Source organism: Embleya scabrispora (assembly GCF_002024165.1).
Classification (GTDB): Bacteria; Actinomycetota; Actinomycetes; order Streptomycetales; family Streptomycetaceae; genus Embleya; species Embleya scabrispora_A.
The window spans coordinates 600,947-612,421 of record NZ_MWQN01000002.1 but is presented as its reverse complement, the minus strand read 5'-3'; the positions used below and the strand labels follow the sequence as shown (position 1 = coordinate 612,421).

The following is an 11,475-nucleotide window of genomic DNA, read 5'->3' as shown; positions in this document are numbered from 1 at the left end:
TCAAGCGCCGTTTCCCTCAACCTTTCGACCGGGGATCGCGACAGGATCTTGGGCGTCCCGAAAGCGAAAGGTTGTGTCCTTCATGCCCACCACCCACCGCCTGCGCACGATCGCGCCGGCCGTGGCCGGAGTCGTCGCCGCCACCGCCCTGCTGTCCGGTTGTCTCGGCAGTGACAAGAGCGACAAGAGCAGCAAGGCTCCCACCTCCTCTGCGACCGCGTCCACGAGCGCGAGTGCCACCGAGAAGGCCACCACGAGCCCGACCGGCAAGCCGACCGGCAAGGCGACCGGCCTGCCCAAGCCGACCGGCTCCGCGAGCGGCACGGCCGACGTGATCGACGCGTTCACGTACAGGACCGGCCAGTGCATCAACCAGAACGGCACCAAGACCGACGACGTGCCGTGCAGCAAGTCGCACAACGGCCAGGTCGGTCGGGCGTTCGAGCTGCCGTCCACGGTCACGCCGGAAACCCCCGGCTACGAGGACAAGGTCAGCGAGCTGTGCGAGCAGTACGTCGGCCCGATCGTCGACCGGCAGCCCGCCTCGCCGAAGATCACGTTCTCGTTCACGTACCCGCTGGACATGCAGTCTTGGCGACACGGCAACCACCAGGCGGCGTGCATCATCGAGCGCGAGGACAAGTTGCCGCTCACCACGATCATCAAGTAGCACCGACTCCGGCGGTGCCGGTCGAGGCATGACGGCCCTCGGCTCCTCGCCCCCTCCCGACCCCGGCCGGATCCGGCGCGTCGCGTACGCCCCCTCGCGACGCGTGCCGTTGCACTGGTCGAGCCCCCGTGACCGCCCACGGGGGCTCGACCGTTTTCCGGGGCCGCGCCGTGCCGCCAGGGGCGCCGTGCGGTGCCGGGGTGCGGGGGCTCGCGGGGGGCGCGGGCCTCCGCTTCAGCAGGCGCCCTTGTACAGGTACTTGCTGACGTCGGGCTGGTCGACGTTCTCCTTGGTGACGGCGATCAGGTCGGTGGAAATGGCCTTGGGGACCGGCTTCTTGTCCAGGGCGGCCACGGCCTGCTCCACGCCCTGGGCGCCGATGTCGAAGGGCTTCTGCGCGATCAGGCCCTGGATGGAGCCCTTGCGCAGCGCCTCGACCTGCTTGGGGGTGGCGTCGAACGCGATCAGCTTGACCTGGCCGGCCCTGCCCGCCTGCTCGATGCCGGTGGCCGCGCCCTCGCCGCTGAACACGTTGGCGGCGAAGACCCCGACCAGGTCGCGGTGCGAGGCGATGGTGGAGGTGACGATCGAGGCCGCCTTGGCCGGGTCGTCGTCGTTGTACTGCACGCCGAGATAGGTGATGCCGGGATGCTTCCTGATCTCGGCCTCGAAGCCCTTCAGGCGGGCGTCGGTGGTGGAGATGCCGGGCTTGACGCTGATCGCGGCGACGGCGCCGCGCTCCTGGACCTGGGCGGCCAGGGTCTGCGCGGCGAGCATGCCGCCGCGTTCGTTGTCGGAGGAGATCGCGGTCTCCCGGATCGAGCCGTCGTCGAGCTTGGTGTCCACCTCGATCACCTTCGCGCCGCGCGACTTGAGCTGCTGCTCGGGTTGGCGCATGGCCTGGGTGTCGGTCGGCGCGATCAGCACCGCGTCCGGGCTTTTGGCCGCGACCGCGTTGACCACCGGAGTCTGGAGCGACGCGTCCCACTTGTCCGCGCCGGTCACGTCGAGCTTGACGCCGAGTTCCTTGGCCTTTTGCTGCGCGCCGCAGGCCATCGAGATGTAGAACTCGTCGCCCTTGACGCCCTGGACGAAGGTGATCTTGCGCCCGCCCCCGGAGCCGCCGCCGTCGTCGCCGCATCCGCTCAGGGCGGCAGCCGCGGTCAGGGCGATGGTCACGGCGACGTAGGTCGGTGTCTTCATCGGGCAGTGCCTCCTGGCGGTGGTGGGGCGATGCGGGGGTGGTGGCGAAGGACGCTTGGCGAAGCGGCAACCGGCGTGCGTGTCATCGGCGTTGGCGGCCGCGGCGGCGCAACTGGTCGGCGTACACGGCGGCGATCAGGACGGCGCCGACCGCGACGCTCTGCCAGAACGGCTGCACGCCGAGGATGACGAAGCCGTTCTGCAGGATCGCGGGAATGAACACGCCGATCAGCGTGCCGACGACCGTGCCGATGCCGCCGAACAGGCTGGTGCCGCCCAGCACCACGGCCGCGATGGCGCCCAGCGAGTCGTTGGCGTGGCCGCCGATCGTGGTGGTGGTGAAGCGGGCGAGGGACAACACGCCGGCGAGGCCGGCCAGGGTGCCCGACAAGGCGTACACCGCGATCATGTGCCGGTTGACCGGGATGCCGGCTCGGCGCGCCGCCTCGGCGTTGGAGCCGACCGCGTAGGTGCGGCGGCCGAATCGGGTGGTGCCGAGCACGAGCGCGCCGACCCCGGTAACCAGGAGGGCGATCACCACCAGCCAGGGCACGCCCAGGATCCGGCCGTTGCCGATGGTGTCGGTGAACCGGGTGGGCACGCCCCGGACGTCCTGGCCCTCGGTCATCACCTGGGCCAGGCCGAGCGCCATCCCGAGGCTGCCGAGAGTGACGATCAGCGCCGGTACCCGGGCCTTGGCGACCAGGAATCCGTTGAACGCGCCCCACGCGGCACCGGCGGCGAGGCCGGCGAGCACGCCGAGCAGGATCGCGCCCCAGCCCGCGTCCGGGCCGGAGACGGCCGTCATCGTCTTGGCCGCCGCGACGCCCGCGAACACCAGGACCGAGCCGACCGAGAGGTCGATGCCGGCCATGATGATCACGAAGGTCATGCCGACGCCGATGATCAGCAGCACGGCGGCGTCGGTGGCCACGTTGCGCAGGTTGAACGTGGTCGGGAACTGCGACGGACGCAGAATCGAGAAGGCGGTCACCAGGACCATCAGGACCAGGAAGGTCCACCAGGTGTTGGTACGGGCGAGGCGGGGCCACAGGACGGTACGGGCGAAGGCGACCGCCGGGTGCGGACCGCGCGCCGACTCCGGGGCGGCGCCCGGCGGTTCGGGGTGATCGGGGCGACGGTCGTCGGGTCGGTGCCCGGGGTTGGCGTCCGGGTTGGTGTCCGGCTTGTCGGCCGGGTTGTCCTTGGGCAGCTGGTCGGGGCGGTCGTGGGAGTCCGGGGTGGTGGCCGTGTCGTCGCGGTTCATGCCGGCGCGCCTTCCGTGTCGAGTGTGTCGAGCGCGCCGGTCATCGCGCCGACCAGTTCCTCCACCGTGGTGTCCGCCGTGGGAAAACTCGCCACCCGGCGGCCGAGGCGCAACACCTCGACGCGGTCCGCGACCGACAACACCTCGGGCATGTTGTGGCTGATCAGCACCACCGCGATACCGTTGTCCCGGACCCGGCGGATCACGTCGAGCACCCGGCCGCGCTGAAGTACGCCGAGCGCCGCGGTGGGCTCGTCCATGAAGATCACCTTGTCCGCCCAGGCGACCGCGCGGGCGATGGCCACGCTCTGCCGCTGGCCGCCGGACAATGTCCCGATCGGCGCGTCCACGTCCTGGAGTTCGACGCCGAGTCGGCCGAACGCCTCGATCGCCCGCGCCCGCATCGTGGCCTTGTCCAGCACGCCGAGACGGCCGGCCAGGCCGCGGCGCAGCAGTTCGCGGCCCAGGAAGAGGTTGGCCGGCCCGTCCAGATCCGGGGCCAGGGCCAGGTCCTGGTACACCGTCTCGATACCCAACCCCTGGGCGTCGGTAGGGCGTTCCATGTGCACCTCGCGGCCCTCGAAGAGGATCCGGCCCCCGTCGGGGCGTTCGGTGCCGGCCAGGGTCTTGGTCAGGGTGCTCTTGCCCGCGCCGTTGTCGCCGATCAGCGCGACCACCTCGGCCGGGTAGACCGTGAAGTCGGCGCCGCGCAGGGCCTGCACCTGGCCGTATCGCTTGACCAGGCCGCGACCTTCGATCAGGGGTTGCACGTGCCCAACTCCTTCGGATTGTCGGGTCGTTCCCCGCGAACCGGCTCGGCCGGAACCGGCGGGCGCCACGCGTACGCACGTGTGTCGGGGACGGTGACGAGGGGATCCGCGCCGCCTGCCGCTGACAACGGTGTCAGTACAGTGCCGGCCACACCGGCGGGTGTCCAGGGGTTGCGCCGTCTCGGATAAGGCGGAAATCGGGTGGGGATTACGGCGATTGCCCCGACAGGTACCGGCCGAACGGATGGCCGCCGAGGACGTTCGGGGCGGGATGTCGACAGCGTGGGATGGGACGGGTACGGTCCGCATGACAACGATGTCAGAGGGAGCGTGCGGCACATGGCAGCTGAACCCTGGCCGGAACCCTGGCCGGACTCCCCCGAACACGCGGCCCGGCTCGACGCGGAATGCGACCGGCTGATCCGCTTCGCGACCGGTGCCAAGTTGGCCGGCGGCGGCTTCGGTTGGCTCGACGACGTCGGCCGGCCGCTGCCGGACGGGGTGGTGCACACGTGGGTGACCGCGCGGATGACGCACGTGTTCGCCCTGGCCCGGCTGCGTGCGGAGGCGCGTGGTTCGGCGTTCGACGCCGCCGAGGCGGACGCGCTCGTGGCGCACGGGATCGCCGCGTTGACCGGGCCGCTGCGCGACCACGAGTACGGCGGGTGGCATCCGGTCGTGGATCGCACCGGCCGACCCGCGTCGGGCGACGGCGACACCGACGTCGATCCCGAACGGCCGGACGGCAAGCGGATGTACGACCACGCGTTCGTCGTGCTGGCCGCCGCGAGCGCGTGCGCCGCCGGCCATCCCGAGGCGCCCGCGCTGCTCGCCGAGGCCCTCGACGTGGTGGAGCGTCGCTTCTGGGAGGAGGACCGCGGCGCGTGCGCGGAATCCTGGGACCGTACCTGGACCGTAGGCGAGCCGTATCGGGGCGCCAACAGCAACATGCACGCCGTCGAGGCGTTCCTGGCCGCCGCCGACGCCACCGACGAGGCCCGCTGGCGCGAGCGGGCCCTGCGGATCGCCGAGCGCGTGGTGCACGAGCACGCCCGGGCCAACCACTGGCGGCTGATCGAACACTTCGCCGCGGACTGGACGCCGCGGCCCGAGTACAACCGCGAGCGCCCCGCCGACCCGTTCCGCCCCTACGGCGCCACCGTCGGCCACTGGTTCGAGTGGTCCCGGCTGCTGATCACGCTGGCCGAGGCGCTGCCGCGGCCGCCCGGGTGGCTTCGCGCGGACGCGGTGGCGCTGTTCGACGCGGCGGTGCGGGAGGGTTGGCGCGCCGACGGTCGGCCGGGCTTCGTGTACACCGTCGACTGGTCCGGGAAGCCCCTGGTCCGGACCCGGATGCACTGGGTCGCGGCCGAGGCGATCGCGGCCGCGGCGGCACTGCGTCGGGCCTCGGGGGACGCCGACTACGATGACTGGTACCGAGTGTGGTGGGAGCATGCCGACGCCGTATTCCTGGACCGGGAGCACGGCGGCTGGCATCACGAACTCGACGCCGACGCGCGGCCCTCGGCCGACGTCTGGCGGGGCAAGCCCGACGCGTACCACGCGGTCCAGGCGACCCTGCTGCCTCGGCTCCGGTCCGCACCGACCATCGCGGAGGCGCTGCGTCGTCGGGCCGGGGGGTGAGCGCGGCGCCGTCCCGCTCCCGTCCCCCTTCCCACGCGCAACACGCACCACGCGACACGCGAGACGCACCGTGAGTGCCGGGTATGAGCCCGGTCGCCGGAAAGGAATGCGATGGCCGGCCCGACGACACCGGAGCGACCGCGCGGGCGCGGTCGCTCCACGATGAAGGACGTGGCCGCCCTCGCCGGCGTGGGGATCAAGACCGTCTCGCGCGTGATCAACGGCGAACCGAACGTGAGCGCGGTCAAGCGGCAGGCGGTGTGGGCGGCGGTCGCCGAGACCGGGTTCCGCCGCAACGACAGCGCCGCGCAGTTGCGTTCCGGGCACACCTCCAGCATCGGCCTGGTGCTGGAGGACGCCGCGGATCCCTTCTCGTCCGCGCTCACCCGCTCCATCCAGGACATCGCGCACCAGCACGGCACGGTGTTGTTCAGCGCGTCGTCGGCGGAGGACCCCGACAAGGAGCGCGACCTCGTGCTGGCCCTGTGCGCCCGGCGGGTGGACGGGCTGATCGTGGTGCCGGCCAGCGGCAGCCATACCTATCTGCTGCCGGAGATCGAGGCGGGCATGGTGTGCGTGTTCGTCGACCGGCCGCCGGGCGACATAGAGGCGGACACGGTCCTGGTGGACAACGTGGGCGGGGCCCGGACCGGCGTCGGGCACCTGGTTCGGCACGGGCATCGGCGGATCGCGTTCATCGGCGACCGGCTGGAGATCTTCACCGCGCGCGAGCGGGTGCGCGGATACCGCGAGGCGTTGACCGAGGCGGGCATCGACGTCGATTCGCGCCTGGTGTACAACGGGCCGCCGTACGGTGAGGAACTGCGCGCGTGGTTGCGGGCGATGCTGGGTGGCGCCGATCCGGCGACCGCGGTGTTCTGCGGGAACAGCCGGTTCACGGTCGAGACGGTGCGCGAGATCCGCCGCTCCCCGGTACAGCCGGCGCTGGTCGGGTTCGACGACTTCGAGCTCGCCGACATGCTCACGCCGGCGGTGACCGTGGTCGCCCAGGATCCGTTCGGACTCGGGCAGGCCGCCGCGCAGTTGTTGTTCCGGCGACTGGCGGGGGATCCGACCCCGGTCCAGCACATACACATGCGCACCCGGCTCATCCCCCGGGGTTCGGGCGAGGTGGGGCCGTGACCGCGCGAGATGCGAAGTCGGCGTACGAGCGGGGAGGTTCGGCCGTGATCACGGTGATCGGCGAGGCGTTGATCGATCTGGTCCGGACCGAGGGCGGCGCGCCCGTCGCCCATCCGGGCGGCAGTCCGGCCAATGTGGCGGTGGGCCTGGGGCGGCTCGGGGTGCCGGTGCGGCTGATCACCCGTTATGGGAAGGACGAGTTCGGCGAGTTGCTTGCCGCGCACCTGGCCGCGAGTGGGGTGGTGCCGGCGCCGGAGGGGGTGCACTCGGGATCGACGAGCGTGGCGCACGCGCGGGTGGACGCGGCGGGGGTGGCCGACTACTCCTTCGACATCGTGTGGGATCTGCCCCCCGGGGTTCGGGTGCCGGCCGAGTCGCGGTGCGTGCACACCGGTTCGATCGCGGCGACGCTGGCGCCGGGGGCCGAGACGGTACGGGAGTTGCTGGCCGCCGCGCACGCCGGGCGCCGCGCGCTCGTGTCGTACGACCCGAACTGCCGGCCGTCCCTGATGGGCGAGCCGTCGGCGGCCCGCGCGCGGATCGAGGCGCTGGTGGACCTGTGCGATCTGGTCAAGGTCAGCGATCAGGACCTGGAATGGCTGTATCCGGCGCGGTCGTTCCTCGACGTGGCGGACGAGTGGCTGGTCCGGGGGCCGGGTCTGGTCGTGGTGACCCGGGGGGCCGAGGGTGCGTACGGGGTCTGCCGGGCGGGTCGGGCGACGACACCGGCCGTGCCGGTGCGGGTGGTGGACACGGTCGGCGCGGGCGACGCGTACACGGCCGGGCTGCTCGACGCGCTCCGTCGGCGGGACCTGCTGAGCCCGAACGGGGTTCGCGACCTCGACCCGACGTCCCTGGCCGAACTGATCGTGGACGCCTCGTCGGTGGCGGCGCTCACCTGCTCCCGGCCGGGCGCGGATCCGCCGACGGCCGCAGAGGTGGAGGCGTACCGGCGGGACGCACGCCTCGGGCTTGACGATGACCGTGTGTAATCACTTGGCGACCGAGGGGAAGGGGCTTCAGGCGTCGATATTCGGACACTCGGTCGAGCGTGGGTGTCGTCGGCGGGTGGGGTGACATCGGGTCGGGGACCTCGTGATTGTCCCGTGTCGGTGCTTGGCTGGGGTGATCGGGGCGGTGGCCGATTCCGGTGGTGTCCGGTGGGTGGGAGTGGGTCCGGTAGTTGGCCGGAACGACGATCGACGCCCGTTTCGGTCACGGGTAGATGACGGCCGGCCCGGACGGTGCCGAGGCGGGATTCGGGCGCTCTACGGTAAACCCATGACTGTGTCGTCGGATGCCGACAAACAGCTCGCACTGATCGTCGAAGTCCAGGATCTGGCCCGGGAATTGGGTATCGAGGTCTGGTTGCGCGGCGGTTGGGCGATGGATTTCTACCTCGGCCGGATCACCCGGGAGCATGTGGATGTCGACTGGTTCGCGTGGGCCGAGGACGCCCCGGCGCTCACGGTCGCGTTCGCCGCGCGCGGCTTCGTGCGGTTGGCCCGGGCACCGGCCGAACAGCAGCTCGATTACACGACGGGAGACGTGGAATTGGGTTTCGCCTTCCTGGCCCGCGATCCGGAGGGCCGCGTGATCGTGGCCGGCGGCCCGTGGGCGGGCGCCCGCTGGCCGGACGGGATGCTCGACACGCCCCCCGGGAAGTTGGCCGGGGTGTCGTGTCCGATCATCTCGCCCGAGGCCCAGATCGAGATCAAGTTGATGACCCCGGTCTGGCGACCGCACCGACCGCGCCGGGCCAAGGACGCCGAGGACATCGAACGCCTGCGTGAGGGATTGGCCCGGTAGGCGGTGGGGGGTTCGCGGTGGGGACCGCGTGACCCGGGAGTGTGGGGAGGGTGGGGATGTTGGAGACGTTGGGAATGCGTTGGGGAGCGTGCCGGGCTTCACCCGGGCGGCGGCACCGATTCGGCCGTGATCCGGGTCGGGCCTCGAAGCGGGATTCGAGGCGAAATTCGAGTCGGGGAGCCGGCCGCGTCGTCGGTCGAGCGGGCTGAGACCGACATCGACAATCCGTGATTTGTATGCGGTCGCCGGTCGAGGGTGACCGGGGGATTCGGCGTGCGTCCATGCGCCCGTTGCGCTTGCGCGCTTGCGCGCTTTCGGGGATGCCGAGTCGCGGTGGGCGCGTCGGTAGGGGTGCGGGTGGTCGGGCGGGGTGCCCGGGTCCGATATCCGTGCGGGTGTCGGGCCGGGGGTGCCCCGGTCGCTACCCCTGTGGAAGGTGGGACCGGGGGCGCCCCGGTCACTACCCCTGCAGGAGGTCCGGCCGACGTGCCCGGTCGCTACCCCTGTGGGAGGTCGAGCCGGCGTGACCGGGGCGGTACCCCTGCGGGTGGTCGAACCGGGGGCGCCCCGGTCGCTACCCCTGTGGGAGGTCGAGCCGGCGTGACCGGGGCGGTACCCCTGCGGGTGGTCGAACCGGGGGCGCCCCGGTCGCTACCCCTGTGGGAGGTCGAGCCGGCGTGCCCGGTCGCTCCCCCTGCGGGTGGTCGAACCGGGGGTGCCCCGGTCGCTACCCCTGTGGGAGGTCGAGCCGGCGTGCCCGGTCGCTCCCCCTGCGGGTGGCCGGACCGGGGGTGCCCCGGTCGCTACCCCTGTGGGAGGTCGAGCCGGCGTGCCCGGTCGCTCCCCCTGCGGGTGGTCGGACCGGGGGTGCCCGGGGCGGTAGGCCTGTGGGAGGTCGAGCCGGCGTGACCGGGGCGATAGCCCTGTCGGAGTCGAGCCGGGGTGCCCGGGGCGGTGGGCCTGCGGGGGTCGGGTTGGGGTATGTGCGGTGGCAGTGGTTCGGGTTGCTTGGGGTGTGCGGGTTGGTGTGGGAGCCGGCGGGGCGCGGCCGAGCAGCGTCGACGTGGCAACCGCTTCAGCGCCGATCCGGATCGCTCCGCGTGCCGCGATCGTGCTCGGGCGGGGTTCGTGCCCGGTGTTGCCGTCCCGGGCGACCCGCGTCGGCTTTTCGGGGTCACCGTGCGCCGGAGGCGACTGTGACGGGCGGGCCGAAGCGCACGGGTACGCCCGGGGAGTAGAGCACGCTGCTCGGGGCGCCGGTGACGTTCGGGAGGCCGGCTGCGGCGATCAGGTTCTCGTCGAGGTGCAGCACCTCGGCGTGGTGCAGCGACCACTGCGGATGCGCGTTGGGCAGGTAGAGCGTGCGTCCGGCGACCGAGGTGTGCAGGCCCCAACGCGCCGTCAGGAAGTGTTCCAACGGGCCGGGTTCGGCCACCGGCGGCCCGACCCGGACCTCGACCGTCGCCGCGTGCGCCGCGCCCTCGACCCGGTGCCGGCGGGTGGTGTAGCGCACCCGGTCGCCGGCGCGCTCGATCCGCATCCGGGCCCAGCGGTAGGGCAGGCGAAGCGTGGCCCGGGCGGTCAGCACCGGCAGCAGGCGGGCGGCCTCCAGGGAGCGGAAGACCACGCCGCGACGGCCGGCGCCGTCGACGGAGTACAGCCGTACGTTGGTCTCCGGAAAGGTGCCCAGCCACGGAACGCGCGGCAGCCGCAGCAGGCCGACGTCCACCATCCGGAACGGGACCAGGCCGACGTAGGTCACCCCGTCGAGCACGTCGGGCCGGGTGCCCTCGGGGAGCAGCGGGGCGACCTCGGCGGGCGGCACGGGCCAGTGCAGGAAGGTGAGTTCGCTCCAGCGCTGGGTGAGCACCACGTGCCGGATCCCGCGCGGCGCCAACGGGGTGACGGGTTCGATCCTCATCGGGCCATGGTGGCGTATCGGCGGGGGCGGGTGTCGGCGCATCGCCCGGTGCGGGACCGGCGCCGCTTCATTGCGGGGCCTGGGCGGCGATCAGGGCCTCGCCCGCCGGGGATCGGTAGTACAGGACGGAGCGGCCGGCGCGGCGGCGCAGCACCAGGTGGGCGTCCAACAGGATCCGCAGGTGGCGGCCGACCGAGCCGAGGCCCTGGCCGGTGAGGGCGACCAGTTGGCTGGTGCTCTTGGGCGTGTCGAGGCGGATCAGTACGCCGGCCCGGCCGGCACCGAGCAGGCGCGCCAGCGCTTCGGTCCCCGCCGGTCGGGGGCCGTCGGCCAGGACGCCGGAACAGGGGTAGATCACCGCGTAGTGCCGCGCCTCGTCCCAGGCCACCCAGCCGCGCCCGGGGGTGACCGGGACGAACGACAGCCGCGCACGGCCGAGATCGCGCGGCGGGTAGTCGTACGCGTTGATCCGCAGTCGGCTCGCGCCCAGCCAGCGCATGCCCGGGCGCAGGTCGTCCAGCGCCGCCGCCCAGCCGCCGCGGCCGAGTCGATCGGTGCGGGCGACGATGTCCGCCTCGATGATCCGGCGGCGGCGCGGCCAGTCGGGGCGCACCACCACGTTCCAGACCCAGTCCAGGATGTCGGCGGCGCGGGCGGCGAGGTCGTCGCGCCGCAGCGCGGGCGGCAGTGGGCCACCCATCGACACCTCCAGGTCCGCCCGGGCGTCGGCGGCGCGGACGTCCCGGACCCGCTCCAGTTCCGTGTCGAAGCTCGGCTCCGGATCGCGCGTCGGCGGGGGTGTGAGGAAGTCGGCGTTCCAACTGCCGCCGTAGCCGATGCGCAGCAGCAGCGCGGTGATCGGATCGGCGGCGAGCCGGGCCCGGTAGGCGGGCAGGTGCGCGGCCAACCAGGCGTGCTCGCCGGGGTGGCGGGCCGTACCGCGCTCCAGGGTCTTCAGGGTCGCGGTGACCTCGGCCAGTGGCGAAACGGTGAAGCGGCTCCCCGCGAGCGTATCCGCGTCGACCTGCCACCACCCCATGCTTTCGCC

Annotated in this window: 10 protein-coding genes; 5 read left to right on the top strand and 5 right to left on the bottom strand. The window is 72.6% G+C overall.

Annotated elements, in window-relative coordinates; translation table 11 throughout:
- Positions 1-82: 82 nt before the first annotated feature.
- Positions 83-670 (top strand): septum formation family protein, encoded by a 588-nt coding sequence (locus tag B4N89_RS33215; protein ID WP_078980170.1) that lies wholly within the window; start codon positions 83-85, stop codon positions 668-670.
- Positions 671-904: 234 nt separating this feature from the next.
- Here B4N89_RS33215 and B4N89_RS33210 read toward each other — a convergent pair whose 3' ends face one another.
- The 3 genes from B4N89_RS33210 to B4N89_RS33200 all read right to left on the bottom strand — a co-directional run bounded on the left by B4N89_RS33210 (position 905) and on the right by B4N89_RS33200 (position 3,910).
- Complete coding sequence (locus B4N89_RS33210; protein ID WP_078980169.1) at positions 905-1,873, bottom strand: ABC transporter substrate-binding protein; 969 nt, start codon at positions 1,871-1,873, stop codon at positions 905-907.
- 82 nt (positions 1,874-1,955) lie between these two features.
- Positions 1,956-3,140, bottom strand: coding sequence for an ABC transporter permease (locus B4N89_RS33205; RefSeq protein ID WP_201261048.1), 1,185 nt, complete (start codon positions 3,138-3,140; stop codon positions 1,956-1,958).
- Complete coding sequence (locus B4N89_RS33200; protein WP_078980168.1) at positions 3,137-3,910, bottom strand: ATP-binding cassette domain-containing protein; 774 nt, start codon at positions 3,908-3,910, stop codon at positions 3,137-3,139. The genes B4N89_RS33205 and B4N89_RS33200 overlap by 4 nt, the downstream gene beginning before the upstream one ends.
- 339 nt (positions 3,911-4,249) lie before the next feature.
- Between B4N89_RS33200 and B4N89_RS33195 the strand changes: the two genes are divergently transcribed.
- From B4N89_RS33195 to B4N89_RS33180, 4 genes are all read left to right on the top strand, one after another.
- Complete coding sequence (locus tag B4N89_RS33195) at positions 4,250-5,554, top strand: AGE family epimerase/isomerase (protein ID WP_078980167.1); 1,305 nt, start codon at positions 4,250-4,252, stop codon at positions 5,552-5,554.
- 111 nt (positions 5,555-5,665) lie between these two features.
- Complete coding sequence (locus tag B4N89_RS33190; RefSeq protein WP_078980166.1) at positions 5,666-6,697, top strand: LacI family DNA-binding transcriptional regulator; 1,032 nt, start codon at positions 5,666-5,668, stop codon at positions 6,695-6,697.
- A complete protein-coding gene (locus tag B4N89_RS33185; protein ID WP_235619059.1) occupies positions 6,694-7,689 on the top strand; it encodes a carbohydrate kinase family protein in 996 nt (331 codons plus the stop codon). Before B4N89_RS33190 ends, B4N89_RS33185 begins: the two co-directional genes overlap by 4 nt.
- A gap of 289 nt (positions 7,690-7,978) precedes the next feature.
- Positions 7,979-8,506 carry a nucleotidyltransferase domain-containing protein gene (locus B4N89_RS33180; protein WP_235619058.1) on the top strand — a complete coding sequence of 176 codons (528 nt, stop codon included), beginning with the start codon at positions 7,979-7,981 and terminating at the stop codon, positions 8,504-8,506.
- A gap of 1,174 nt (positions 8,507-9,680) precedes the next feature.
- Here B4N89_RS33180 and B4N89_RS33175 read toward each other — a convergent pair.
- Together B4N89_RS33175 and B4N89_RS33170 are read right to left on the bottom strand one after the other, a co-directional pair.
- Positions 9,681-10,427 carry a YqjF family protein gene (locus B4N89_RS33175; protein ID WP_078980164.1) on the bottom strand — a complete coding sequence of 249 codons (747 nt, stop codon included), beginning with the start codon at positions 10,425-10,427 and terminating at the stop codon, positions 9,681-9,683.
- Between the two features lie 67 nt (positions 10,428-10,494).
- Entirely contained in the window at positions 10,495-11,466 is a 972-nt protein-coding gene (locus tag B4N89_RS33170; protein ID WP_078980163.1) for an ArsR/SmtB family transcription factor, read from the bottom strand.
- Positions 11,467-11,475: the final 9 nt, after the last annotated feature.